This is a genomic window from Nocardioides sp. NPDC006273 (assembly GCF_040613495.1).
Classification (GTDB): Bacteria; Actinomycetota; Actinomycetes; order Propionibacteriales; family Nocardioidaceae; genus Nocardioides.
Genome location: NZ_JBEXSD010000027.1, coordinates 39,478 through 64,681, shown reverse-complemented (window position 1 = coordinate 64,681; position 25,204 = coordinate 39,478). Strand labels below are relative to the sequence as shown.

Below are 25,204 nucleotides of genomic sequence, written 5' to 3'. Positions count from 1 at the left end.
AAACTTCGGCCGACCCATCTCAGTCGGCTCCGGTCCATCCTGGCATGTGCGTGATGTCCCGCCCACCGGTGTTCCCAGACGGTGGAGCGTCGAACGACTCCAGCAGGAGCTGAGCGGCTCGGATTGAGGCTCAGGCGCCGAGGGTCTTCAGCTTGTCGAGCATCCGGCCCATATGGGGGTCGAACAGTCCCGGATCGGCGGCGCGGATCTCTGCCGGTGTCCACCAGCGCACCCCGGCGTACTCCCGCTCGTCCGGCTCCAACGGGTCATGGCGATCGTGGGCGAGGACGAACCAGAGGCTGACATCGGTGTGCGTGTCCGGACGGTGGCTCGACGTGACTACCTGACGGCAGCCAGAGACCCGACTTGCGGTGGTCCCCCAGCAGGAGGCGACCGCCGACATCTGACTCCGACATCCGGCTTCGCCCCCGATCCCAGGTGAGTGCGACACGATGTGACGGTCGTCGCAGGTCATTGCGTTGCACGGTGGGCGCCGCTAGCGTTTCGCTGTTTCATCCAGCTTTCCGTGCGGGGGTACGCCATGACCGAGACGTCGATCAGCATCGATGAGGAGTTGTTGGCCGAGGCGAGGAAGGTTGCCGGGACGACGACCAACCAGGCTGCCATCGACCACGCGCTGCGCGACCTGGTCGAGCGCGAGGGGGCCGCCGTCGTGTTCGACCGCATCGTCGAGCGTGAGCTCGGCGACACGAAGATCACGCTGGAGTTCTAGGTCCGCCTCAGGCGGCCCTCTGGCCGACCGCGTCCGCTGGGATCGGCCAGAAGTCCCTGTCGGTCGCGAGGTGGATCACTCCGATCGGGACTGCGGCAGCTCGACATGCTTCGTAGAGATCGGCCGCGTTCTTCTGGTCGGTCGGACTCGGCGGGCCGTCGTCGGGTCGGCACAGCAGGAACTCCACCCGTTCGAAGCCCATGTCGGTCACCAGATGACTCATCACCGTCGCGACGCTCTCAGCGCCGTCCGGTCCGATCTCGGCGGGCATGTCCTCGATCTGGCTGAGTTGTGGGAACGGGACGCCGTCGGCGCCGACGAACATGAACCACAGGCGTGGCTCGGGCCAGCCGAGCGGGTTGATCAGATGTCGCCAGGCGGCTTCGACATCGGCCTGGGTGCGGAGGACTGGAGCGTACGGAGTCTTGTCGGTCATGGGTCCACCGCACCACGGGTGGCGTCCGGGGACAACGAGGATCTGCTCGTCTGTGGATAACTCGGCTCATCCACAGGCGTTCGCCCGCAACTGGCCCGTCAGAGCTCGAACCGGTGCTCCGGACCCGACCAACGGCGGCGCAGCCAACGGTCGTGGGAGGCGACGACGATGGTGCCTGGCGTGACCCCGATCGCCTCTTCCATCTCGCCCGCCAGGTTGAGCGAGATGTGGTTGGTGGGCTCGTCGAGAAGCAGCAGGTCCGGGCCGGTGGCGATGGCGATCGCCAGGTCGAGCCGACGCCGCTGGCCGACGCTGAGCGCGCCGACCGGTCGGTTGAGGTCGCGCGGATGCACCAGGCCCAGGTCACGTAGCGGCACCTGGGTCGCCAACACCTCCCCGACCGTCTCCCGGTAGACGTCGTCGACCTTGCGCCGCAGGTTTCCGAACTCAGGGTCCTGGGTGAGCTCCTCGATGTGCTGGGCGCTGACCTGGACCTGCCCCGACGTCGGTTTGACGCGACCGGAGAGCACCCCGAGCAGCGTGGACTTGCCGCTGCCGTTGGGGCCGGTGACCAGCAGGTGCTGCCCCGCCATTACGTCCAGGCCCGGCAGCCTGACCCGACTCTCGACGACCAGGTCGCGGACGACGACCATCCGGCCGCTGGCACGGGCAGCCGACAGCGCCGCGTTGAGCCGCAGGGGTGCCGGCGGCTTGCGCACCTGCGCCTCCTCAGCCTCCTCCAGACGCCGGTTGGCGTCCTTCTTGCGACGTGCGACGGTCCGCTCGACGTTGCTGCCCTTGAACTTGTAGATGAACTTGTCGTTGTCGGTCGGCCCGCGGTTGTGAGCGATGGCGTCGTTGCCGATCTTGGTCGCGGAGCGGAGTCGCTTGATCTCGTCCTGCTGCTCTGCGTACGTCTGCTCCCACCGCTCGCGCGCGGCCTTGCGTGCCTCCTCGTAGGCAGTCCAGCCACCGCCGAAGAGACGACCGCCGGCACCGTCGGTGCCGAAGGCCGTCGGATCGAGATCGAACAGCCCGGTGGCGACCTCGTCGAGGAACACACGGTCGTGGGAGGCCATCAGCACCGCGCCGGGCAGCTCACGCAGGAACTCCCCCAGTACCGAGACCGCCTCGTCGTCGAGGTGGTTGGTCGGCTCGTCGAGCAACAGTGCGTCCGGCCGGCGGGTGATCGCGGTCGCGAGCGCGAGCCTGGTGCGCTGACCGCCCGACAGCGTGCTGATCGGCCGGTGCCGGTCGAGCCCGCTCAGCCCGAGGCGCTCCGCGGCCAGGATGGCCCGCCGGTCGGCGTCCCACGCGTCGTGCGCGACCGCGAAGTCGAGCGCTCTCGCATAGGCCTCGGCGACCTCGGGATCGTCGAGCCGGTCGGCGAGCGTCTCCACCGTGGCGACAGCCTCGCGGAGCGGGTGCAGCGTCGTGGCGAGTACGTCCTCGATGCTCGCCGCGTCCCGGAACGGCGGTTCCTGCGGCAGCCAGACAAGGTCCTCGGGCGCCTCGACCGTGCCGCTGGGCTGGGCGGTGCGTGGCAGTGCCGGACTGGAGGGTGAGTCTGCGATGGCGCGGAGCAACGTGGACTTGCCGGCGCCGTTCTCCCCCACGAGCGCTATCCGCTCCCCGGGAGAGACAGTCAGGTCGATCCCGGTGAGGACGGAACCGTTGCGGAAGGAGACGGACAGGTCGCGGACGAGGATCGGTCCGGAGATGACGGAAGATGACATGAGAGCGCTGCCTTCGGGTTCAAGGACGACCCACCGGGCAGCTGCCTCAGGCGCGGGTCGCGGTCAGCGCGAGATCTTCATGATGCGACAAGCGTACGCGGACGGCGACAGCGCCGTCCAACCGATTTCAGCCGAGCTGGATCCCTAACCCGGCCGCTCCGCGACGAGCTGGCACATCCCGGCGATGCGTACGAAGGGCTCCTGGTCGCAAAGCGCACGCTCGAGCTCGAGGAGCGTGTCGAAGTAGGCGGGATCGTTCTTGGCCTCGTTGTCGGTGAGGAGGTCGTTGGCGATCCGGGTGCCGAAGCGGCCGGTCAGGCGAAGTCCTGCGGCGGCGAGGTCGGCCTCGAGGTCGGACGTCGAGACCTTGCGTACGTCATGGTCGAAGGTCACGGCGTGCTTGGTGTCGGCGCGCAGTTCGGTGAGCGCGGCCTCGGGCCCGTCCGTGACCAGCTGACGCAGCACCATGCTCGCCGGGTTGGGGACCATCACCGACAGCCGGCCACCGGGCCGGACCGCGGTCGCCAATCGGCGTACGTCGCCGGCGTCGGCCGGCCAGGGCGAGGGGAAGCGAGTCCATGCCGTCACCACCGCCGACGTCGAGGACCCTCAGCCGCTCACCCTGCTTCGCGGCCAGCTCGGCACACTGGCGCGCGAGGATCTCCTCGACCACGGTGTAGCGGATGCGGGCCCAGGGGGTCTCGGTGTAGGCGCGCCACTGCTCGAGCCTGTCGGAGAAGACATCGGTCATGGCTGTGGAGCCTAGCCATACCTGGTGCCACAGCCCGCGCCGACTGCACCGGCACATCCTGCTGCAGGGCGAACGAAAATTCGTTCGCCCACCCAGGACTCGCCGCGGCAGCGGACCGAGAATCAGCCGAGTTCCCTTCGCGTCATGCTCAGGGTCGGACGCCTCGTCGCCGTACGAACGAAAATTCGTTCGCAAACCCAAGACCCGCCGCCCACGGCCGAGGGTTACTCGCCGTAGGTCTTCTTCCCACGCAGGAAGGTGGATACGACGCGGCCGGTGAGCTTGCGGTCGTGCCACGGGTTGTTGCGCGAGAGAGACAAGGACCGATCCCGGTCCACGACGTAGGTCGCAGCCGGGTCGAGCAGCGTCAGGTTGGCCGGCTCGCCGATCGCGATCGGGCGGCCATGACCCTCGAGACCTGCGATCCGGGCCGGGGTCGTGGACATGACCCGGGCGACGCCGGACCAGTCCAGCAGCCCGGAGGCGACCATCACGGTCGAGACGACCGAGAGCGCCTCCTCGAGCCCGAGCATCCCGAACGCGGCGTCGACGAAGGCGTGCTCCTTGTCCTGACGCGCGTGCGGAGCGTGGTCGGTGGCGACCGCGTCGATGGTGCCGTCTGCCAGCGCCGCGCGCAGCGCCTCGACGTCCTCGGCCGGACGCAGCGGCGGGTTGACCTTGAAGGTCGGGTCGTAGCCGGCGAGCAGGTCGGTGGTCAGCAGCAGGTGGTGCGGGGTGACCTCCGCGGTGACCGCCCAGCTGCCGTCCTTCTCCGCCTGGGCCTTCGCCCAGCGGAGCACCTCGACGGTGCCGGCGGTGGAGGCGTGGGCGACGTGGACACGCGAGCCGGTGTGACGCGCGAGCATCACGTCCCGGGCGACGATGACCTCTTCGGCGACGCCCGGCCAACCGGGAAGACCGAGCCGCCCGGAGAGCTCTCCCTCGTGGCAGCAGGCCGAGCCGTACGGCGCGAGCGAAGGATCCTGGGAGTGCTGGGAGATCACGCCGCCGAACGCCTTGACGTACTCCAGCGCCCGCCGCATCACCCGCGGGTCCGAGACGCAGCGGCCGTCGTCGGAGAAGACTTTGACGCCGGCCCGGGAGCAGTTCATCAGGGACAGTTCGGCGAGCTCCTCGCCGGCCAGGCCCTTGGTCACCGCGCCAACCGGGAAGACGTCGGCCAGCCCCGCCTCGCGACCGAGCTCCCACACCGAGACCGCGGCCTCGGCCGTGTCGGTGACCGGCGAGGTGTTGGCCATCGCGAGCACCGCCGTGTAGCCACCGGCGGCGGCCGCCGCGGCGCCCGAGGCCACCGTCTCCGCGTCCTCTCGGCCCGGCTGGCGCAGGTGGGTGTGCAGATCGACCAGCCCGGGGAGGAGGACGAGGCCCGCAGCGTCGACCACCTCGTCGGCGGCATCCGCCGAGAGCGAGCCGATCTCCCGGATCACTCCCCCCTCGACGTACACATCGGTCGGCTCGGCCCCGAGGACGGAGGCACCCTTGATCAACAGACTCATGCGGACTCCTCGCCGGCAAGCAGGTGGTAGAGGACGGACATCCGGATCGCAACCCCGGCCGAGACCTGGTCGAGGATCCGTGAGGAGGCGGCGTCGGCGGCCTCGGGAGAGATCTCCAGGCCGCGGTTCATCGGCCCCGGGTGCAGGATCGGTGCGCCGTCGCGCAGCATGCCCAGGCGCTGACGGGTGAGCCCGTAGCCGACCGTGTACTCCCGCGAGGTCGGGAAGAAACCACCGCTCATCCGCTCCCGCTGGACGCGCAGCATCATCACCGCGTCGGCCTCCGGCAGCACGTCGTCCAGGTCGTAGGAGGTGGCGAACCCGTCGGCCTTGGCCCAGTCGGTCACGCCCGAGGGCATCAGCGTGGGCGGGGCCACGGCGACCACGGACGCCCCGAGCTTGGTCAACGACTTCACGTTGGACCGGAACACCCGCGAGTGGGTCAGGTCGCCGACGATCGCGACCCGCTTGCCCTCGAGCGAGCCGGGCCCGCCGAGCTGACGCTGGAGCGTGTAGCCGTCGAGCAGAGCCTGCGTCGGGTGCTCGTGCATCCCGTCGCCGGCGTTGATCACCGGGATGTCGAGCCAGCCCGCGACCTGGTGGGCGGCGCCGGAGGCCGAGTGACGCATCACCAGACCGTCGACCCCCATCGCGGTCACGGTCAGCACGGTGTCGCGCAACGACTCGCCCTTGGAGGCCGAGGAGCCCTTCGCCGACAGGTTGATCACGTCGGCCGAGAGCCACTTTCCGGCGATCTCGAAGGAGGACCGCGTGCGGGTGGAGTCCTCGAAGAACAGGTTGATCACGGTCCGACCGCGCAGCGCCGGGAGCTTCTTGACCTCGCGCTTCTGGACGTCGTGCATCTCGGCGGCGGTCGCGAAGAGCTGCTGGATCTCCTCAGCGTTCACGTCGTCGATGGAAAGCAGATGGCGGGTCATGCCGTCGTCACCCCCTCGAGCTCGACGATGCGTACCTCGTCGATGCCGTCGGTCTCCTCCAGGCTCAGCCCGACCCGCTCGGAGCGCGCCGTGGGGAGGTTCTTGCCGACATGGTCGGCCCGGATGGGCAGCTGCCGGTGGCCGCGGTCGACGAGAACAGCCAGACGTACGACGGCGGGACGGCCGTAGTCGGCCAGCGCGTCGAGCGCGGCGCGGACGGTGCGGCCCGAGAAGAGCACGTCGTCGACCAGCACGACGGTCTTGCCGTCGATGCCGACGGGTGGGATCTCGGTGTGATGCGGGGCCCGGGTCGGGTGGGTGCGCAGGTCGTCGCGGTACATCGTCACGTCGAGCGCACCGTGGGCCACCGGATGGCCCTCGGCGGCCTCGATCCGCGCGGCGATCCGCCGCGCCAACGGCACACCGCGGGTGTGCAGACCGAGGAGGACCAGATCCTCCGCATCGCGGTTGCGCTCCAGGATCTCGTGGGAGATCCGGGTCAGCGCCCGGGAGATGTCACGGGCATCGAGCACGACACGACCGTCGGCGGACGGCTCGGACACACGCTCAGGGGCAGGATCAGACAAGGTCAGGTCTCCTTCTCCGCCTCACAGGACGGCTCGTTAAAGGATCGCGCCCACACTATCCTCACTCCAGGTCGATCAGCACTTTCCCGACGGCGCCGGCCTCGACCGCGTCGTGAGCGGCGGCGGTCTCCTCGAGCCGGTAGTGGTGAAGAGGTACGCCGGCCTCCGGACCCACCTGCAGCGCCCCTGCCGCCACGGCGGCGGTGACATCGTCGGCCGCGGCCCGGATCTGCGTCTCCTCGACCCCGTAGAGCTGGATGAACTGGTAGCGCAGGTTGAGCGAGAAGGTCGCCCGCAAGGGCATCGTGAGCTCGTCGCCGCCGTTGTTGGCGTAGATGGCGATCGTGCCGCGGTTGGCGATGACGGCTCGGTCCACGTCGTTGTTGACCGCAGGGGCGACCTCGACGATCTGGTCGACGCCGTCGGGCGCGATCTCCCGGATCGCCTTCCCTAGGTGGTCGAGCTTGTCGAGACCCGCTTCACGGTAGTTCACGATGTGGTGCGCCCCGGCGGCCTTCGCCAGCGCGGCCTTCTCCGCGGAGCTGATCGTGGTGATCACCGTCGCCCCCGCCCACACGGCCAGCTGGATCGCGGCGTTCCCGACGGCTCCGGCGCCCCCGTGGACCAGGATGGTGAGCCCGCTGAACGACCCCGGAGCCACTCTCTCCACCGCTCCTGAGGTGAGCGCCCGATGGGCGGTCATCGCCGGGACCCCGAGCGAGGCGCCGAGGTCGAAGGACGCGCCCGCGGGCAGCTCAACCGCCTTGTGGGCGGGCACGGCGACGTACTCAGCGGCCGTCCCCCACGCCTGCCCGTGCTGGGCCATGAAGAGCCAGACCTGCTGCCCGACGACGTGGGTGCTCACCCCCTCGCCGATCTCCTCGACGACGCCCGCGCCGTCCTGGCCAGGGGTCGCCTCCGGAGTGCTGAGCGTCCCGCTCAGACCGGCGCGCAGCTTCCAGTCGGTCGGGTTGACCCCCGCCCGCACCAGCTTGACCAGGACCTCCCCCGGACCGGGCTTCGGCACCGGCCGCTCGGTCAGACGCATGGCGGAGGAGGGACCGTTCTCGGAGAAGACCACTGCACGCATAGGGAAGACGCTACCGTCCCCTCCCACTCGTCGGCCGCGCGCGGATCGCGGAGCGATCCCAAGAGCTACAGCGCGTGCGCCATCCCAGCGCAGGCCTTCAGCCACGACATCTTGGTCTCCTCCGAGAGCTGCGAGTACTGCACCGTGGACCCGGCGACGAGCACCGGGTCGAACGGCACCCGGTAGACCCCCCTGGTGCGCTGCTGGTAGACCTCGGTGAGGTCGCGGGCCAGGTTGGTGTCGACCTTCGGGGACGGGTCGGAGAGCACGGTGATCGTCTTCAGCTTGAGGTCGGCGTAGCCGGACTCCTGGAGCGCGTCGAGCATCCACAGTCCGCTGTAGCCGGTGTCCTCGCGCACCGTCGAGGTCACCACCAGCAGGTCGGCGGTGTCGGCGGCAGCCAGCCAGTTCTCGGCGCGCATGTTGTTGCCGGTGTCGACCAGGATCACCTTGTAGAAGCGCTCCAGCAGCTGGTGGACCTGCCCGAAGTCGTCGGCGTGGATCTGACCGGTGACATCAGGACGCTCGTCGGAGGCGAGCACGTCGAAGTGGGCATCGCCCTGGGAGCGTACGAAGGCACCCAGGTCGCCGATGCGGGACTGGTAGACGTTGTTGAACGCGGCCAGGTTGTCGAGCAGCTCGCGGGTGGTGTTGCGGTGGGTGCTCCGCATGCCACGGATGCCGAGAGTGCCGCGGGTCTCGTTGTTGTCCCAGGCCACGATCCCGCCACCGCGCACGGTGCCGAAGGTGTAGCCCGCGGCGAGCACGCCGGTGGTCTTGGCGGCGCCGCCCTTGGGGTTGATGAAGCAGATGGTGCGAGGTCCGTCGAAGTCGCGCTGGATCATCGCCCGGTCCTGCTCGAAAGCGACCTCGGCGGCGCTCATCCTCGGGCTGATCAGCCCACCGGACATCTTCCGGACCGCACCTCGCCAGCCCCACGTCGCGGGGCCGAACCCGGCAGACTCGGCGCGCCTGTCGAGGAAGTCGGTCGCGGTGGGGACCTCCTGCCCGTGGGCGCCCGGGGGCGGCGGCACTGCACCAGATGGAGCGGGCGCGGCCGGCGGGGCGGGCGGAGCGGGCGTCGAGGTGACCTGTGGGTTGGTGATGCGAGTCGCCTCCTGACTCGGGTCGACATGAGGATAGGGCTGGGCGTTGGGGTTGGTGCGCGGCCCGCTGGGGTCCGGCTGCGGCGGCTGTCCCGCCGAGCCCGGCGGAGGCGGTGTCACCCAGTGTGAGGGTGCGCCGGTCGGCCGGGTGCGCGAGTCCGGCTCGTCATAGGGGTTGTTCTCCTGCGTCATGCGCTCTCCGAAATACGGGTCTGGTTGGCGGCCCATCTCAGCCTTGAGTCCAAACATACGGTCCCGACCGAAGCAATCGTCGATAACCGGAAAACAGACGCGTCGTGCCGCTCCCTGAAATGACGGCACGCCTGCCCGGAACGGACCAGGACAGGCGTACGTCTCGTGCTGATCAGGCCTTGGGGAGGTCCTTCGCGACCGCGGCGAGCACGCCGTTGACGAAGGACGGCGAGTCGTCCGTCGAGAGCTCGGTCACCAGGGCGGTCGCCTCGCTGATCGCGACCTCAGCAGCGACATCGCCGTCGAGAAGCTCCCAGACACCGATGCGCAGGACATTGCGGTCGACCGCAGGCATCCGGGTCAGCGTCCAGTCGTGGGCGTGGCCGGAGATCAGCGCGTCGATCCGCTCGGCCTCGGCGACCACACCACGGACGAGCTTGACCGTGAACGGGTTGTTGGGAACGTGGCCATCGCCGATCTGCTGGTCGAGCAGGTCGCCGGCGGAGAGACCCCGAGCCTCGGCGGCGAAGAGCAGGTCAAGGGCCCGCTTGCGGGCCTTGGACCGTGCGGTCGCGACGTGAGCCACAGGTCAGCCCTTGACGCGGGAGAGGTAGGAGCCACCGTCGCGGGTGTCGACCTTGATCTTCTCGCCCTGCTCGATGAAGAGCGGCACCTGGATCTCGGCGCCGGTCTCGAGGGTGGCCGGCTTGGTGCGACCGGTGGCCGAGTCACCCATGACGCCGGGTTCGGTGTAGGAGATGACGAGCTCGACCGACGGCGGGAGCTCGACGAAGAGGACGCGACCCTCGTTGGTGGCCAGGATGACCTCCTGGTTCTCCAGGAGGAAGCCGGCGCCGTCGCCGATGATCTCCGGGGTGACCTCGACCTGGTCGAAGTCGGCGACGTCCATGAAGACGAAGTTGGTGCCGTCGTTGTAGAGGTACTGGAACGAGCGGCGGTCGACCGTGGCGGTCTCGACCTTGGTGCCGGCGTTGAAGGTCTTGTCGACGTTCTTGCCCGACTCGACGTTCTTCATCTTGGTGCGGACGAAGGCCGGACCCTTGCCGGGCTTCACGTGCTGGAACTCGACCACCTGCCAGAGCTGGCCCTCGAGCTTCAGCACCATGCCGTTCTTGAGGTCGTTCGTCGTCGCCATAACCGTCCGTCAGCCTTCGTCTCTGTCGTCCTGCAGCGGTGCAGGCCTGGTTGTCAATGTTCCTGGGTTCGCAGGGCCCTGAGGGCCAGAGGGAATCCTAGTCAACGAGACGCACGCCGACACAATCCGTCACGCTGGCGCTCGTTCACGCACGGCCGATCTTCGCGGCGATCACCTCGAGCGCCTCGCGATAGCCGTCGATGCCCTTGCCCGCCACGACCGCCACCGCGTGCTCGGTGACGACGCTGGTGTGCCGGAAGACCTCGGGGCGCTGGGACGGGTCGGAGATGTGCACCTCGACCAGCGGAGCGGTCAGCTGCGCGCAGGCGTCGTAGATGGCGTAGGAGTAGTGGGTCCAGGCGGCGGCATTGAGCACGACCGGGATCTCCTTGTCGGCCGCGTCGTTGAGCCAGTCGACCATGTCACCCTCGTGGTTGGTCTGACGTACGTCCGCGGCGAAGCCGAGTGCATGACCCCAGTCGACGCACATCGCGGCGAGCTCGTCGTGGGTGGTGTGTCCGTAGATCTCGGGCTGACGCTTCCCGAGACGTCCGAGGTTGGGGCCGTTGAGGACCAGGACCGGCTGCAGCTTCTTGCTCACTCGGTCATCCTGTCACGGCCACGTCACAACTTTTGGCTCGTCTCGGCGCGTGACGGCGATCCGAATCTAAGCGCTCACTTATATTGTGCGACACTGGAAAGTGACACCCGGAGACTCCGACACGAGGACGGCCAATGAACGAGGTCCGCACCAGCACCCAGGCACGCGGAGATCGCAGCCGTGCCCGTCTGCTCGACGCGGCGGTCCAGGCCTTCTCCGCCAAGGGTTTCCACGGCACCAGCACCCGCGACATCGCCACCGCAGCCGGGCTGAGCCCGGCGGCGGTCTACGTGCACCACCGCTCCAAGGAGGAGCTCCTGCACGCGATCGCGGTGCGTGGACACGAGGTGATCCTCGAGGCGGTCACCGACGCGGCCCGTGCCGACGCCACGCCCGCCGAGCGGGTTGCCGCGGCCGTACGCACCTATGTCCTCTTCCACGCGCGCTCCCACACGACAGCGCGGGTCATCAACTACGAGCTCGCGGCGCTGACCGACGAGCACCTGCGCGAGATCGCGGCCCTGCGCCGCGCCATCGACACCGTCATGCGCGAGATCGTCGAGGAAGGCGTACGCAGCGGCGACTTCGACACCCCTGACCCGGCCAAGGCCGCCACCGCGCTGCTCTCGCTCGGCATCGACCTGGCCCGGTGGTACCGCGACGACGGCTCCTGGACCCCTGAGTCCCTCGCCGACTTCTACGCCGACCTCGCACTCCGCGTCGTCGGCGCCCGCCCCTGACCTATCGAACGACAACCAGCGCCCCCTAGAAGAAAGCAAGGATCCATGCGCCGCACGATCTACACCGAGGACCACCAGTCCTTCCGCGAGACCATCCGCTCGTTCATCGAGAAGGAGGTCACCCCGGTCTACGACGAGTGGTACGAGGCGGGGATCGTCCCCCACGACTTCTACCTCAAGCTCGGTGAGCTCGGCGTGTGGGGCATCCAGGTGCCCGAGGAGTACGGCGGCGCCGGGATCGCGTCGTTCAAGTACTCCGCCGTGATGACCGAGGAGCTCTCCCGCGCCGGTGTCTCCTTCGGCGGTTCGTCCGTCCACGTCGGGCTGTGCCTGCCCTATCTCCTCAACCTCGGCACCAAGGAGCAGATGGAGCGCTGGATGCCCGGCTTCGTCGCCGGGTCCGAGATGTGGGCGATCGCGATGACCGAGCCGGGCACCGGCTCCGACCTCGCCGGGATGACGACCAACGCCAAGCTCACCGAGGACGGCAAGCACTACGTCCTCAACGGCGCGAAGACCTTCATCACCGGCGGCGTGAACGCCGACCGCGTGATCGTCTGCGCCCGCACTGCGCCGGCGACCCCCGAGGACCGCCGCGCCGGGATCACCCTGCTCGCCGTCGACACGTCGCTGCCGGGCTACGAGGTGGGCCGCAAGCTCGACAAGCTCGGGCTCAAGGTCTCCGACACCGCCGAGCTCTCCTTCACCGACGTGCAGGTCCCGGTCGAGGACGTCCTCGGCGAGGTCGGCAAGGGCTTCTCCTACCTCGGCCAGAACCTCCCGGTCGAGCGCCTCGGCATCGCCGTCGGCGCCTACGCGCAGGCCGCGGCCGCGATCGAGTTCGCCAAGAAGTACGTCGCCGAGCGCAAGGTCTTCGGCACCGCCGTCGCCTCCTTCCAGAACACCAAGTTCGAGCTGGCCGCGTGCAAGGCCGAGGTCGACGCCGCCGAGGCCGTGGTCGACCGGGCCATCGAGGCCGAGGACGCCGGCACCCTGACCGCCGCCGAGGCCGCCTCGGCCAAGCTGTTCTGCACCGAGGTCGCCCACCGCGTAGTAGACCGCTGCCTGCAGCTCCACGGCGGCTACGGCTACATGAACGAGTACCCCATCGCCCGCCTCTACGCCGACAACCGCGTCAACCGCATCTACGGCGGCACCTCCGAGGTCATGAAGCTGATCATCGCCAAGGACATGGGTCTGTGAGCCGAGACGTGGGAGTCCTGAGGTCACCTGGTGCCCTCGGGACTCCCACGTCTACGCGCGTACGCTCTGGGGCATGACGGAGGGCTCGGACCCTGTACCCGGCTCCAGCCCTCCTAGGTTGTGCGAGCACCTCGGTACGCAACCTGCAGATCTCGTGATGCCCGAAGCAGGGTTTGGAACCAGGCACGGTAGACATGATCGACGGCGATCGGTGGCGTGCCGCCGACCTCTTCGATAGCAGCAGAAATCACTCCCGCTCCGTCGTCTCTCATCGCCTCAGGGTCTTCCAAGCACGGCGCCGACTCCAGCATCGTCAACGCACGCGGGCCCAGGAGTGCCACAGCGGCGGCAGCGAGGGTGTGCGCGTTCTTCGATGAGTTCGCATGCCCCAGTGCGACCTCCAGATCGCTCACCACCAATTCGGGAGGGAATCGCAGGCAGTACCAGGCCGCGACGGAGCTCTCACGCCAGGTTCCTTGGAGCATTCGTCGCACATCACTGACCTTGACTCGTCTGCCCGCGCGCGCAACGCGACGAGCCATCGCCCAGTCGTGGGGAAGCCACTCGGCCCACAGGTAGAACGGACGGACGTAGATATTGATGACCCAGATCCATCTGAGTTCCTCATACGTCCGCATCCCCGCAACCTATCGCCACGGATTCGCTTGTGGCGCCAGATCGCCGATTGGCTCATTCTCGAGCGCTATGACAGAGGGTCCGACCTTGTGAATCGTTCACAAAGTCGGACCCACCGTCATAGCGAGCAAACCGGCACTGTCGCGCCAGCCTCATCCACCGACGACCCCGTACGCCTCCCGCAGCTGCTCCTCCGACGGACCGGTGAGGATGCGGGGCGTGGCCAGATCGTGGAGGACGAGGAAGCGGAGGACGGAGCCGCGGGCCTTCTTGTCGACCCGCATGGCGCCGATGAGGTCGTCGAAGCCGGCCTCGACGCCCAACTCCTTGACGGTGGTCGGGAGGCCGACCTTTGCGAAGGTCGGCGCGTGCCGTGCGGCGACGTCGTCGGAGAGGACGCCGGCGAGGCGAGCGAGCTCGGCGGCGTACACGCAGCCGACGGCGACCGCGTCACCGTGGCGGATCGAGTAGCCGGAGTGCTTCTCGAGGGCGTGGGCGAGGGTGTGGCCGTAGTTGAGCGTCTCGCGTCCCGGGTGGCCGTCGGTGCCGCCGGTCTCCTTCAGGTCGGCGGCGACGACCTCGGTCTTGACCCGGATGGCGCGCTCGACCAGCTCGGCCAGGACCGGCGAGTCGGCGGTGATCTTGTCTGTCTCCTCGACGAGCCGCAGGATCTCCGGGTCGGCGATGAAGCCGCACTTGACGACCTCGCCGAGCCCGGCGACAAGGTCCGCATCCGGCAGGGTCGCGAGCAGGCCGAGATCGCACAGCACGCCGGCCGGTTCGTGGAAGGCACCGACGAGGTTCTTGCCGGCGCCGGTGTTGACCCCGGTCTTGCCGCCGACCGCGGCGTCGACCATGGCGAGCACGGTGGTGGGGATGTGCACGACGCGCACTCCACGCAGCCAGCCGGCCGCGACCCAGCCGCCGAGGTCTGTGGTCGCGCCGCCGCCGAAGGTGACCACGGCGTCGGACCGGGTGAAGCCCCGCTCCCCCAGCGCCTCCCAGCAGTCGGCGGCGACCGCGACGGTCTTCTGCGCCTCGCCGCTGGGCAGCCCGAGGCCCAGCACGTCATAGTGCTCGAGCAGCTCTTGGACCACCGGCTCGGCCTGCTCGGCCAGCTCGGCGGCGTAGAGGAATGCCACCCGCTGCACAGACTCGCCCAAGAGCCCCTGCAGCCGCGTGGCCAGGCCGGAGCCGACCACGACGTCGTAGGGCGCGGCGCTCTCGACCCGAATGACTGTCTCGTTCAACGTCTGCTCCGTCGTGTCAGTTGCGGTTTCCCGCCGCGGCGGGGTTCTGCCCGCTCAGCGCGGCGGCGATCTCGTCGGCTACGTCGGCCGCGGTGCGGTCGTCGGTGTCGACGATCAGCGTCGCGACGGACTCATAGATGGGTGCGCGCTCCTCCAGGAGCGCCTTGATCCGCCCGCGTACGTTGCCGAGCAGGAGCGGGCGCCCCGAGCCGAGCCCGACGCGCTTGACCGCGTCCGCGACGCCGACACGCAGGTAGACGACCGTGTGGCCCTCCAGCAGGGCCCGGCTCTGCTCGGCCAGGACGGCGCCGCCGCCGAGGGAGACGACACCCTCGTGCTCGGCGAGCGCCGCCGCGACGGCGGAGGCCTCGACCGTACGGAAGTGCTCCTCGCCCTCGTCGACGAAGATGTCCTGGACGCTCTTGCCGGCAGCGGCCGCGATGTCCGCGTCGGTGTCGCGCAGGGCGACACCGAGACGGGAAGCGAGCAGCGCCCCGACCGTCGACTTGCCCGCGCCCATCGGGCCGACGAGCACGACAGCCGGCATCACACGTACCTCAGGTTCTCGAGGTAGGCCTTGGCGTTGCGCGCGGTCTCCCCGACCGAGTCGCCGCCGAACTTCTCCAGCGCGGCCTCGGCCAGGACGAGCGCGACCATCGCCTCGGCGACGACGCCGGCGGCGGGCACCGCGCAGACGTCGGAGCGCTGGTGGTGCGCCACGGTCGACTCGCCGGTCGCGACGTCGACGGTGCGCAGCGCCCGGGGCACGGTCGCGATCGGCTTCATCGCGGCGCGCACGCGCAGGATCTCGCCGGTCGACATGCCGCCCTCGGTGCCACCGGAGCGCCCGGTCGCACGCCGGATGCCGCCCTCGGAGGGAACGATCTCGTCGTGGGCCTGGGAGCCTGGGGTCGCGGCGAGCTCGAACCCGTCGCCGACCTCGACCCCCTTGATCGCCTGGATGCCCATCAGCGCACCGGCTAGGCGGGCGTCGAGGCGTCGGTCCCAGTGGACGTGCGAGCCGAGGCCCGGCGGCAGGCCGTGGACGACGACCTCGACGACACCGCCGAGGGTGTCGCCGTCCTTGTGGGCCTGGTCGATCCGGGCGACCATCTGCTTGGAGCCGTCGGGGTCGAGGACCCGCACCGGGTCCTCGTCGAGGCGCGCCACGTCCTCGGGCGAAGGAACCTCCACACTCGGCGTACGGACCCCGCCGATCTCCAGGACGTGGGAGACGAGGCGGGCGCCGAGCGTCTGCTCCAGGAAGGCCGAGGCGACCGCGCCGAGGGCGACCCGGGCCGCGGTCTCACGGGCCGAGGCTCGCTCCAGGATCGGACGGGCGTCGTCGAAGTCGTACTTCTGCATCCCGACCAGGTCGGCGTGACCGGGCCGCGGCCGGGTCAGCGGCGCGTTGCGGGCCTGGCCGGCGAGCACCTCGGGATCGACCGGGTCGGAGGCCATCACGGTCTCCCACTTGGGCCACTCGGTGTTGCCGATCTCGATCGCGACCGGTCCGCCCTGCGACTCGCCGTGGCGTACGCCGCCGGTGATCCGCACCTGGTCCTTCTCGAACTTCATCCGGGCGCCGCGCCCATAACCGAGCCGACGCCGGGCCAGGGCATCAGCGATGTCGTCAGAGGTGATCCGGACATGGGCAGGCAGACCCTCCATCACGGCCGTCAGAGACGGACCGTGGGACTCGCCCGCAGTGAGCCAACGCAACATGGACGTCAGTCTTTCATCCCGGCCGCACCAGCCCGTGCACCCGGGCTCAAACCGAGACGGCGAGGACGCCGAGGACCATCCCCAAGATCATGAAGGGCCCGTACGCCAGGGGCTCGCGCATCGCCTCACGCGAGCGCCTCGCGAGCGCACGTCCGATGCCCCACAGACCGAAGATCGCCAGCCCGGACCAGAGTCCGACCGCGAGCTCGTCCCACCCGAGACGGCCGAGGACGAGGCCGACGAGCGCTGCGAGCCGTACGTCACCGAAGCCCATCGCATGCGGCATCAGCCGCCACAGCAGCCAGAACGCCGAGCGGGCCAGGACGAGCCCGACGACGGCACCGATGACGGCTCCGGTGTCACGCACCCACAGCCACTCGAAGCCGACCGCCAGCAGCCCTACGACCGTGGCGGCCAGGATCGGCTGCTTGGGCAGCCGCTGCACCCGCCAGTCGACGTACGCCAGCAGCACCAGCAGCGGCACGAGCGGAACCAGGAAGACCATCAGTCGCGAGGGCTCCACCTGCCAGGCCAGCAGCGCGGCGACGGCCGCGGAGACGCTCACCGCGATCGGAAGGAGCAGCGCCGGTCCGGCCAGATCGGCATAGGACGACGCGGGCGGGTCGTCGGCTGGTTCGGGGAGACGGCGAAGCAGTGCCGGCACCCCGAGAGCGAGCAGCGCGGCGACGGCGGCGCTCACCAGCACGACCGCCCCGGGGCTCATGCCGGTGACGGCTCCATGCTGGACTCCCTGCTGGCCAGCGCCTTCTCCCCCTCTGCCCGCATGGCCTCCAGCGGCGCGGGGCGGCCGGTGAAGAGCTCGAACTGCAGCACGGCTTGATGCACGAGTAGATCCAGACCGCTGATCGCCACGCCAGGCGTCACCGAGAGCAGCGGCGAGGGCCACGGGTCGTAGACGACGTCGAAGACGACCGGGGTGGACGCCCAACGGTCGATGAGCTCAGGAGTCTGTGCCTTAGCCGGGACGGTGGAGACGACCACGTCGACACCGTCGATCGCAGAGTCGATGGGCAGCACCGAGACCACCGGCTTGCTGCGGTGACGCGAGATCATCTCGATCGTCTCCCCCGCCGCACCCGGGTTGCGGGCCAGCAGCGTGATCCGGGATGCACCCAGCTCGGCGAGCGCGAGGCCGGTCGACGCCGCCGTCGCGCCGGCGCCCAGGATCGCACCGGAGGCACACGAGAAGTCCGCACCGGCACGTTCCCGGATCGCCGCGACCGCCCCGGGCAGGTCGGTGTTGTCCCCCACCCAGCCGTGCGAGGAGCGCACCAGCGTGTTGACCGCCCCCACGAGCCGCGCCCGCGGCGAGATCGACCGCGCCAGCTCGTACGCCTCCCGCTTGAGCGGCATCGTCACCGACAGCCCACGCCAACGGCTCGGCGGCCAGTCGCCGCCGAGGTCGGCGACGTACGTCGCCAGGCCACCGGCCTGCACGCGCGTGGACGTGTAGGACCAGTCGGACATCTCCAGCTCGGCGTACGCCGCTCTGTGGAGGGCCGGGGAGAGCGAGTGATCGATCGGATCACCCAGGACGGCACACTTCACGCAGGTCTTCTCCTCAGCAGCTCTTGGACTTGGCTGAACGGCAGTAGGCCTTGTACTCGGCCTTGAACTTCAAGAACTGGTCATAGTTCTTGGCGAATTTCGTCTCACCGGTCTTCAGGTTGACGGTCACGTAGTAGTACCAGTCACCTTCAGTCGGATTGAGCGCGGCCTGAATCGCGGCGTCGCCCGGGGCCCCGATCGGCCCCGGAGGCAAGCCCTTGTTGGTATAGGTGTTGTAGGGCGAGTCGACGGTCTGCACATCGACGCCACCGAGCTCGGTGCTTCCAGACTTCCCGAGCGCATAGTTGACCGTCGCATCGATCTGCAGGAAGCCTGCCTGGCCCGCCGTGCCGGGGTTCTCTACTCGGTTGTAGATCACCTGGGCGATCTTGGCCATGTCCTCGCCACGCCCCTCGGCCTCGACGAGAGAGGCGACGGTCATGATCTGCTCGGCCGTGCACGCCTTGCCGTCGCCGCACTTGAGCTGCTTGGCACGCGCCTCGATGTCGTTGGCTCCGAGCGCCTGCTCCCACCGGTCGATCATCATCGCCAGCATGTCGGTCGGCGTGGCGTCGGGCGGGAAGGCGTACGTCGCCGGGAAGAGGTAGCCCTCGACGTTGCCCTTGGCGTAGTCGGGCAGCCCGATCGCCTCAGTGTCCTGGGCGGCCAACTTGTAGTCGGCCGGCTTCTTCCCGGTCTTCTCGGCGAGCACCTTGTAGATCGCCTTGGCACGCGATCCTTCAGTGATGGTGACGTTGACCGTGTCGATGTTCTCCGGGTTGGCGAGGACCTCGACGGCGTCGGCGGCCTTCATCTCCTTCTTCAAGGGGTAGAAGCCGACCTGCACGGTCAGCGCCTCCTCGTTGGCCGCGTCGATGAAGGCATCGACGGACTTCACCACGCCGACATCCTTCAGGTTGCGGCCGACCGCCGAGACCGAGTCACCCTCGTGCACCTCGAACGAGACCGGGTCCGTGCCCGGGCCGGCATAGTCGGCCGGAGGCGCGACCATGTCCTTGACGTAGTCGATGGCACGGTCGCCGACGAAGTAGAAGCCGCCGACCACGACGGCCATCGCCACCAGCACCGCCAGGCAGCCACCGAAGCGGCGCTTGCGCTTGGGCGGCTCCTCGTCGAAGTACGGATCGTGATCCGAAGGCCCACCACCGTCGAAGAAGCCCGGCTGCTGCTCATAGCCCGGCTCGCCGTAGCCGCCGGGACGCTGCGGGGGCTCCTGCCGGCCATAACCGGGCGGAGGCTGCTGCTGGCCGTAGCCGGGCGGGGGCTCCTGCTGGCCGTACGCCGGCGGGGGCATCCCGCCGCCGGGCATCGGGCGAGGCCCCGGGCGGCGACCCGGCCGACCCGGCTGGCCCGGCTGCTGCGGCGGCATCTGGCCCGGCATCTGCGGCGGCATCCGGCGCGGATCCCGGGGATCCTGCCGGGGGTCTCGCGGATCCGGCCGCTGGCCTTGTCGAGGATCGTGCGGGGGCTGCTGCCGTGGCGGGTAGCCGCCGCGTGGATCGCGACCAGGTGCCCCCTGACCAGGGCGACGCGGGTCGCGCGGGTCCGGGGGGTAGTAGCGCTCACTCATTGACGACCTCAACGATCTCTCCGGGCGCGGCCCCCGATGCGCGCTCACTGTCCAATGCGTGTTGCAGGATCACGACCGCAGCGGCCATGTCCACAACTGCTCGCCGGTCCTGGCCCTTGCGACCTCGATCTCGGAGCATAGCCTCCGCAGAGACAGTGGTGAGTCGTTCGTCGATGAGACGAACCGGGACCGGGGCCACTCGACGCGCCAGGGACGCGGCGAAGTCCCGGACCTTAGCAGTCGCCGGGTTCTCCCCACCCTTGAGGGACCTGGGCAGGCCGACGACCACCTCGAGCATCGTCGACTCCTCAGCGATCTCGGCGACGATCGCCTGCAGCCGCGCGAGGTCACCGCGGCCCTTCTTGACCGTTTCCAGCGGCGTCGCCAGGAACCCCGTGGGGTCGCTCCTGGCGACGCCGATCCGGGCGTCGCCAGGATCGAGACCGAGGCGTACGCCGTGACGCATCAAGCTCCCGTCACGAGGGACGCGACCTTCGCGACGGCATCGTCGATCTTGCCGACCTCGGTGCCACCGCCCTGGGCGAAGTCGGGCTTGCCGCCACCGCGGCCGCCGACGACCGGCGCGAGCTCCTTGATCAGGTCTCCCGCCTTGACGCCCTTGGCGATACCCGCGGGGTTGACCGCGGCCACGACGGCGACCTTGCCGTCAGCGTCACCGAAGAGCACGACGGCCGCCGGCGCGTCACCGAGCCGGGAGCGTACGTCCTGGGCGAGCGTGCGCGCGTCGCCGCCGCCCACGCCCGGGATCCGCTGGGCGACGACCCGGACGCCGTTGACGTCGACCGCGGTGGCCGCGATCGAGCCACCGGAGGCGAGCAGCTGTGCCGTACGCGCCCGGGCGATCTCCTTCTCGGCGGCCTTGAGCCGCTCCATCAGGTCGGAGACCCGGCCGACGACGTCGTCGGACTTCGACTTGAGCAGCAGGTTGAGCTCGGAGACGACGTCGCGCTCACGGGCGAGGTAGTTGAAGCCCTCGACGCCTGTGTATGCCTCGATGCGGCGGTTGCCGGAGCCGACCGAGGCCTCCGAGGTGACCACGATCGTGCCGATCTGGGCGGAGTGGTCCACGTGGGTGCCGCCACACAGCTCGCGCGACCAGGGCCCACCGATCTCGACGACGCGGACCTTGGTGTCGTCGTAGGTCTCGCCGAAGAGCGCGATCGCGCCCCACTCCTTGGCCTGCGGGAGGGTCATGTAGTCCCAGGCGACCGGCAGGTCGGCGCGCAGCGCGTTGTTGGAGACCTCTTCGACCTCGTGCATCTGCTCCGGGGTCAGGCCCTTGGTCCAGCCGTAGTCGAGGCGCAGGTAGCCCGGGCGGTTGAACGAGCCCGACTGCAGCGCGGTCGGCCCGAGCACCTCGCGCAGCGCCGCGTGCACCACGTGGGTGCCGGAGTGGGCCTGGCGGGCGCCGAGACGCCACTCCTTGTCGACCTGGGCGTGCACCAGGCCACCGGCAGTCCCGCGCGCAGCGAACTCGCCGTCGACGACCCGGACCTGGTGCACGACCAGGCCCTTGACCGGCCGCTGCACGTCGACGACCTCGAGCCGGCCACCGTCGAACTCGATGATGCCCGCGTCGGCGGACTGGCCACCGGACTCGGCGTAGAACGGGGTGCGGTCGAGGACGATCTCACCGATCTCCTCGGGGCCGAGCACGTCGACCCGCTTGCCCTCCTTGAGGAGAGCGATCGGCTTCGACTCGGTGTCGAGTGTCGTGTAGGCCTGCCAGTCGGTGGGCCCGTTGGCGTCGAGGATGCCGCGGTAGACCGACACGTCGGCGTGCTGGCCCTTCTTGGCGCGCGCGTCGGCCTTGGCCCGCTCGCGCTGCTCGGTCATCAGGCCGCGGAAGCCCGGCTCGTCGACCTCGAGGCCCGCCTCGGCGGCCATCTCGAGGGTCAGGTCGATCGGGAAGCCGTACGTGTCGTGGAGCTGGAACGCCTTGTCGCCGGAGAACGTGGTGGCTCCGCTCGACTTCACCTCGGTCGCGGCCAGATCGAAGATCTGGGTGCCGGCCGCGAGGGTCTTGCGGAAGGCCTCCTCCTCGGCGTCGGCCACCCGCTTGATGCGGTCCCAACCGGTGTGCAGGTCGGTGTAGGTCTCCCCCATCTTGTCGCGGGAGATCGGCAACAGCTCAGGCATCGCCGGGTCCTCGTACCCCAGCAGGCGCATGTTGCGGATCGCACGGCGCATCAGGCGGCGCAGCACGTAGCCGCGGCCCTCGTTGCCGGGGGTCACGCCGTCGCCGATCAGCATCAGCGAGGAGCGCACGTGGTCGGCGACGACCCGGAAGCGGACGTCGTCATCATAGGCGGCGCCGTACTTCTTCCCGGTCAGCTCCATCGCCTTCTCGATGACGGGGAAGACCACGTCGGTCTCGTACATGTTCGCCTTGCCCTGCATCAGGTAGGCGACCCGCTCGAGGCCCATGCCGGTGTCGATGCCGGTCTGCGCGAGCGGCCCGTCGATGTCGACGTCGTACTTGGACCGCGCCGCGACGACGTTGTCCTGCATGAAGACGAGGTTCCAGAACTCCAGGTAGCGGTCGCCGGCGTCCCAGTCACGGTCGGCGCCGAACTCCGGGCCGCGGTCGATCAGGATCTCCGAGCACGGGCCACCCGGTCCGGGCACGCCCATCGACCAGTAGTTCTCGCTCGGGGGCAGCCGCACGATGCGGTCGTCGGGCAGGCCGGTGATCTTCTTCCACAGCTCGACCGCCTCGTCGTCACCGTTGAGCACGGAGGGATAGAGGATCGACTCGTCGAAGCCGAAGCCACCGTCTGCGACCGACTTGGTGATCAGCTCCCAGGCGAGCGTGATCGCGCCCTCCTTGAAGTAGTCGCCGAAGGAGAAGTTGCCGCACATCTCGAAGAAGGTGCCGTGCCGGGTGGTCTTGCCGACCTCCTCGATGTCAGGCGTACGGATGCACTTCTGCACCGACGTCGCCCGCTCGTAGGGGGGCGTGGCCTGGCCGAGGAAGTAGGGCTTGAAGGGCACCATGCCTGCGTTCACGAAGAGCAGGTTGGGGTCGTCGAGCAGGAGCGATGCCGACGGCACCACCGTGTGCTCGCCGATCTCGGTGTTCTCGGCGAAATGCGCCGTGAAACGGCGGCGGATCTCCGCCGTGCTCAACCACTCCATCAGGGGGTACTACCTTCCGTGTTCAGCCTCGGGTCCTCGGTCGGCCCGTTTCTGTGCTCGATCTCTGGGGCAAGTGTCTGCTGACCGGCGCCGATGGCGCCAATCTGTTTCGGGCCACCTACCGAAGCGGAGCCCGAGGCGATGGACGGAGTCCTGGCCTCCGCGCTGCGCGCGGTCACTCCCTCGCTCGGCGCGGGCGGACGAGCAAGCTCGCCGCCCGACCTCGCTCCGGTCGTCTCGATCCACTCCCGCAGCTCGATCTCCTTCTCGGCTTTGCCGGTGGCCAGCTCGTCGCGGAACATCCGCGCGCCGACCCCGAGCGCCTGAGCGCGGTCGCGCAAGCCGTCGGCGGTGAAGGCCTCCGCGGCCCGCCGCCCCTTGACCATCGCGTACACCCCTGCGCCGGCGCCGGCCACGAACCAGATCGCGCCCCTCATTGCCTGTCCCTTCCGGTGGTCGAGCTCGTCGAGACCACGTCGTCCTCGTCAACTGCCTCGCGCTGCCGCGCCCGGTATTCCCGCAGCGCCTCGCGCATCTCGCTCTTGCGGTCCTTGCGGGCCCGCTTGACCTCGCGGTGCATCTCGTAGCGGATCTTGAACCGCACCTCGGGAGAGAGCGCCCGGCGGACCCCGTGCACCAGCGCGGCGCTGTGCACCACGGTCTCCCGAAACACGGCGTCCGCGAACGCCGGTGCGGTCAACGTACGCCGCGCCACCTGCTCCACCTCAGCAGACTCGCCGTCGTCGTCCGCGTCCTCGCCGAGAGAGGTGATCACGTACTCCTTCTCGGCAGCCCGCTCCTCGCGGCGTTGTCGCCGAGACGTCGACTCCGGCCGGGTCATCCGCCTCTCCAGCGCCTCGAGCCGCTCGCGCAGCTCCGCCTCGCTGGCCTCGGCCTCCGCGACCCGGCGCCGGGCGCTGCGACGCGCCCGGAGCGCAAGCAGCACGACGATCAGCGCCAGGAGTACGACTACCCCTGCCGCAGTTCCCAGGACCCAGGCGGGCACGCTAACCGAGTTCATCGCCCCAAACCCTATAGCCCCGCCTCGCTGGTCGAGCCGCCGGAGCCGCCAGGCGAAGGCGTGTCGAGACCAACACGGTCAGCTGCCGCGTACGATGTCCCGGATCTTCTCCCAACGCTCCTTCACTCCCGCCTCGGCTCCATGTGTCGTCGGCTGGTAGTACTCGGCATCGGCCACCGCATCCGGCGCGTACTGCTGGGTCGCGATTCCGAAGGGCTCGTCGTGGGCATATTTGTAGGTCTCCCCGTGGCCGATCTTCTTCGCTCCCTCGTAGTGGGCGTCGCGCAGGTGCGGCGGGACGTTGCCGATCTTCCCGGCGGCGACGTCGGCGCGCGCGGCGAAGATGGAGTTGGTGACCGCGTTGGACTTCGGGGCGACGGCTAGCGCGATCGTCGCGTGGGCCAGGGTGAGCTGGGCCTCGGGCATCCCGATCAGCTGCACCGTCTGCGCGGCGGCGACCGCGGTCTGCAGGGCCGTCGAGTCGGCCAGACCGATGTCCTCCGACGCCAGGATCATCAGTCGGCGGGCGATGAACCTGGGGTCCTCCCCCGCCTCGATCATCCGCGCCAGGTAGTGCAGCGCCGCGTCCGCGTCCGAGCCGCGCACCGACTTGATGAACGCGCTGACCACGTCGTAGTGCTGGTCGCCCTGGCGGTCGTAGCGCACCGCTGCCTGGTCCACGGCCCGCTCGGCCGCCTCGAGGGTGATCTCGCTGTCATCGGTGGTCGAGCTTGTCGAGACCGCGCCAGCCGCAGCCTCCAGGTAGGTCAGGGACCTGCGCGCGTCACCACCGGCGAGGCGGACGAGGTGGTCGAGCGCCTCGTCGCTGATCGTCACCGAGCCGCCGAGGCCCCGCTCGTCCTCCAGGGCACGCATGAGTACGCCCCGGATGTCGTCGTCGGTCAGCGACTCGAGCCGAAGCAGCAGCGACCGCGACAGCAGCGGCGAGATCACCGAGAAGAAGGGGTTCTCCGTGGTGGCCGCGACCAGGGTGACCCACCGGTTCTCCACGCCCGGCAACAGCGCGTCCTGCTGCGCCTTGCTGAACCGGTGGACCTCGTCGACGAAGAGCACCGTCTCCTTGCCGGTCGCGACCAGCTCGGCCCGGGCGGCGTCGATCGCCGCCCGCACCTCCTTGACCCCAGCCGAGACGGCGGAGACCTCCACGAAGCGCCGGTCGGTGGACTTGCTCACGATGCTCGCGATCGTCGTCTTCCCGGTCCCCGGCGGCCCCCACAGCAGCAGCGAGAGCGACTGGCCGCCCTCGACGACCTGGTGCAGCGGCGAACCGGCCGCCTTGAGCGAGCTCTGCCCGACCAGCTCCTCGAGCGTACGCGGCCGCATCCGCACCGCCAGCGGCGCGGACGCACGGTCACTGTCAGACAGCGACCCGCCTCTGGTCGGGCCGGACGGCTGCGCGATATCGAAGAGTCCCTCCACACACCCAGCCTATGGGGGCGGACCGAC

Annotated in this window: 27 protein-coding genes; 3 read left to right on the top strand and 24 right to left on the bottom strand. The window is 69.5% G+C overall.

Features of this window, described 5'->3' with window-relative positions; all coding sequences use genetic code 11:
* Positions 1-130: 130 nt before the first annotated feature.
* A complete protein-coding gene (locus tag ABZZ22_RS13800; protein ID WP_354932171.1) occupies positions 131-403 on the bottom strand; it encodes a hypothetical protein in 273 nt (90 codons plus the stop codon).
* A 138-nt stretch (positions 404-541) separates the two neighbouring features.
* Here ABZZ22_RS13800 and ABZZ22_RS13795 point away from each other — a divergent pair, with 138 nt between their 5' ends.
* Entirely contained in the window at positions 542-733 is a 192-nt protein-coding gene (locus ABZZ22_RS13795; protein WP_354932168.1) for a type II toxin-antitoxin system VapB family antitoxin, read from the top strand.
* Positions 734-740: 7 nt separating this feature from the next.
* Here the strand turns inward: ABZZ22_RS13795 and ABZZ22_RS13790 are convergent, their stop codons facing one another.
* The 11 genes from ABZZ22_RS13790 to ABZZ22_RS13740 all read right to left on the bottom strand — a co-directional run bounded on the left by ABZZ22_RS13790 (position 741) and on the right by ABZZ22_RS13740 (position 10,843).
* The gene (locus ABZZ22_RS13790) at positions 741-1,169 is read right to left on the bottom strand and encodes a hypothetical protein (RefSeq protein ID WP_354932165.1); all 429 of its coding nucleotides are present in this window, start codon (positions 1,167-1,169) and stop codon (positions 741-743) included.
* 98 nt (positions 1,170-1,267) lie between these two features.
* Positions 1,268-2,905: an ABC-F family ATP-binding cassette domain-containing protein gene (locus ABZZ22_RS13785; protein WP_354932162.1), complete on the bottom strand. Its 1,638-nt coding sequence runs from the start codon at positions 2,903-2,905 to the stop codon at positions 1,268-1,270.
* Positions 2,906-3,049: 144 nt separating this feature from the next.
* A complete protein-coding gene (locus tag ABZZ22_RS13780) occupies positions 3,050-3,493 on the bottom strand; it encodes a hypothetical protein (protein WP_354932159.1) in 444 nt (147 codons plus the stop codon).
* 387 nt (positions 3,494-3,880) lie between these two features.
* Positions 3,881-5,173: a dihydroorotase gene (locus ABZZ22_RS13775; protein ID WP_354932156.1), complete on the bottom strand. Its 1,293-nt coding sequence runs from the start codon at positions 5,171-5,173 to the stop codon at positions 3,881-3,883.
* Entirely contained in the window at positions 5,170-6,111 is a 942-nt protein-coding gene (locus ABZZ22_RS13770; protein WP_354932153.1) for an aspartate carbamoyltransferase catalytic subunit, read from the bottom strand. The genes ABZZ22_RS13775 and ABZZ22_RS13770 overlap by 4 nt, the downstream gene beginning before the upstream one ends.
* The gene (gene pyrR / locus ABZZ22_RS13765; protein WP_354932150.1) at positions 6,108-6,698 is read right to left on the bottom strand and encodes a bifunctional pyr operon transcriptional regulator/uracil phosphoribosyltransferase PyrR; all 591 of its coding nucleotides are present in this window, start codon (positions 6,696-6,698) and stop codon (positions 6,108-6,110) included. Before pyrR ends, ABZZ22_RS13770 begins: the two co-directional genes overlap by 4 nt.
* 61 nt (positions 6,699-6,759) lie before the next feature.
* On the bottom strand, positions 6,760-7,788 hold the full coding sequence (locus tag ABZZ22_RS13760) for an NADPH:quinone reductase (RefSeq protein WP_354932147.1): 1,029 nt from the start codon (positions 7,786-7,788) through the stop codon (positions 6,760-6,762).
* A gap of 65 nt (positions 7,789-7,853) precedes the next feature.
* Positions 7,854-9,086 (bottom strand): hypothetical protein, encoded by a 1,233-nt coding sequence (locus ABZZ22_RS13755; RefSeq protein ID WP_354932144.1) that lies wholly within the window; start codon positions 9,084-9,086, stop codon positions 7,854-7,856.
* Between the two features lie 172 nt (positions 9,087-9,258).
* On the bottom strand, positions 9,259-9,672 hold the full coding sequence (gene nusB, locus ABZZ22_RS13750) for a transcription antitermination factor NusB (RefSeq protein ID WP_354932141.1): 414 nt from the start codon (positions 9,670-9,672) through the stop codon (positions 9,259-9,261).
* Between the two features lie 3 nt (positions 9,673-9,675).
* On the bottom strand, positions 9,676-10,242 hold the full coding sequence (efp, locus tag ABZZ22_RS13745; RefSeq protein ID WP_292647787.1) for an elongation factor P: 567 nt from the start codon (positions 10,240-10,242) through the stop codon (positions 9,676-9,678).
* Positions 10,243-10,387: 145 nt separating this feature from the next.
* Positions 10,388-10,843 (bottom strand): type II 3-dehydroquinate dehydratase, encoded by a 456-nt coding sequence (locus ABZZ22_RS13740; RefSeq protein ID WP_354932136.1) that lies wholly within the window; start codon positions 10,841-10,843, stop codon positions 10,388-10,390.
* 134 nt (positions 10,844-10,977) lie between these two features.
* Between ABZZ22_RS13740 and ABZZ22_RS13735 the strand changes: the two genes are divergently transcribed.
* Entirely contained in the window at positions 10,978-11,583 is a 606-nt protein-coding gene (locus ABZZ22_RS13735) for a TetR/AcrR family transcriptional regulator (protein WP_354932133.1), read from the top strand.
* 45 nt (positions 11,584-11,628) lie between these two features.
* Entirely contained in the window at positions 11,629-12,786 is a 1,158-nt protein-coding gene (locus tag ABZZ22_RS13730) for an acyl-CoA dehydrogenase family protein (protein WP_354932130.1), read from the top strand.
* Positions 12,787-12,899: 113 nt separating this feature from the next.
* Here the strand turns inward: ABZZ22_RS13730 and ABZZ22_RS13725 are convergent, their stop codons facing one another.
* The 12 genes from ABZZ22_RS13725 to ABZZ22_RS13670 form a co-directional block, all read right to left on the bottom strand.
* Complete coding sequence (locus ABZZ22_RS13725) at positions 12,900-13,424, bottom strand: hypothetical protein (protein ID WP_354932127.1); 525 nt, start codon at positions 13,422-13,424, stop codon at positions 12,900-12,902.
* A gap of 150 nt (positions 13,425-13,574) precedes the next feature.
* Complete coding sequence (gene aroB / locus ABZZ22_RS13720) at positions 13,575-14,672, bottom strand: 3-dehydroquinate synthase (RefSeq protein ID WP_354932124.1); 1,098 nt, start codon at positions 14,670-14,672, stop codon at positions 13,575-13,577.
* A 16-nt stretch (positions 14,673-14,688) separates the two neighbouring features.
* Positions 14,689-15,219 (bottom strand): shikimate kinase, encoded by a 531-nt coding sequence (locus ABZZ22_RS13715; protein WP_354932121.1) that lies wholly within the window; start codon positions 15,217-15,219, stop codon positions 14,689-14,691.
* Positions 15,219-16,397, bottom strand: coding sequence for a chorismate synthase (gene aroC, locus ABZZ22_RS13710; protein ID WP_354932118.1), 1,179 nt, complete (start codon positions 16,395-16,397; stop codon positions 15,219-15,221). Before aroC ends, ABZZ22_RS13715 begins: the two co-directional genes overlap by 1 nt.
* A gap of 46 nt (positions 16,398-16,443) precedes the next feature.
* Complete coding sequence (locus ABZZ22_RS13705; RefSeq protein WP_354932115.1) at positions 16,444-17,121, bottom strand: A24 family peptidase; 678 nt, start codon at positions 17,119-17,121, stop codon at positions 16,444-16,446.
* Positions 17,118-17,966, bottom strand: coding sequence for a shikimate dehydrogenase (locus ABZZ22_RS13700; RefSeq protein ID WP_354932112.1), 849 nt, complete (start codon positions 17,964-17,966; stop codon positions 17,118-17,120). Before ABZZ22_RS13700 ends, ABZZ22_RS13705 begins: the two co-directional genes overlap by 4 nt.
* A 13-nt stretch (positions 17,967-17,979) precedes the next feature.
* On the bottom strand, positions 17,980-19,380 hold the full coding sequence (gene mltG / locus ABZZ22_RS13695) for an endolytic transglycosylase MltG (protein WP_354932109.1): 1,401 nt from the start codon (positions 19,378-19,380) through the stop codon (positions 17,980-17,982).
* A 169-nt stretch (positions 19,381-19,549) separates the two neighbouring features.
* Complete coding sequence (gene ruvX, locus ABZZ22_RS13690) at positions 19,550-20,023, bottom strand: Holliday junction resolvase RuvX (RefSeq protein WP_354932106.1); 474 nt, start codon at positions 20,021-20,023, stop codon at positions 19,550-19,552.
* Positions 20,023-22,716, bottom strand: coding sequence for an alanine--tRNA ligase (gene alaS / locus ABZZ22_RS13685; protein ID WP_354932103.1), 2,694 nt, complete (start codon positions 22,714-22,716; stop codon positions 20,023-20,025). Before alaS ends, ruvX begins: the two co-directional genes overlap by 1 nt.
* Positions 22,716-23,153 carry a DUF6167 family protein gene (locus tag ABZZ22_RS13680; RefSeq protein WP_354932100.1) on the bottom strand — a complete coding sequence of 146 codons (438 nt, stop codon included), beginning with the start codon at positions 23,151-23,153 and terminating at the stop codon, positions 22,716-22,718. The genes alaS and ABZZ22_RS13680 overlap by 1 nt, the downstream gene beginning before the upstream one ends.
* A complete protein-coding gene (locus tag ABZZ22_RS13675; RefSeq protein WP_354932097.1) occupies positions 23,150-23,737 on the bottom strand; it encodes a hypothetical protein in 588 nt (195 codons plus the stop codon). The genes ABZZ22_RS13680 and ABZZ22_RS13675 overlap by 4 nt, the downstream gene beginning before the upstream one ends.
* A gap of 78 nt (positions 23,738-23,815) precedes the next feature.
* The gene (locus ABZZ22_RS13670; protein ID WP_354932094.1) at positions 23,816-25,177 is read right to left on the bottom strand and encodes a replication-associated recombination protein A; all 1,362 of its coding nucleotides are present in this window, start codon (positions 25,175-25,177) and stop codon (positions 23,816-23,818) included.
* Positions 25,178-25,204 lie beyond the last annotated feature (27 nt).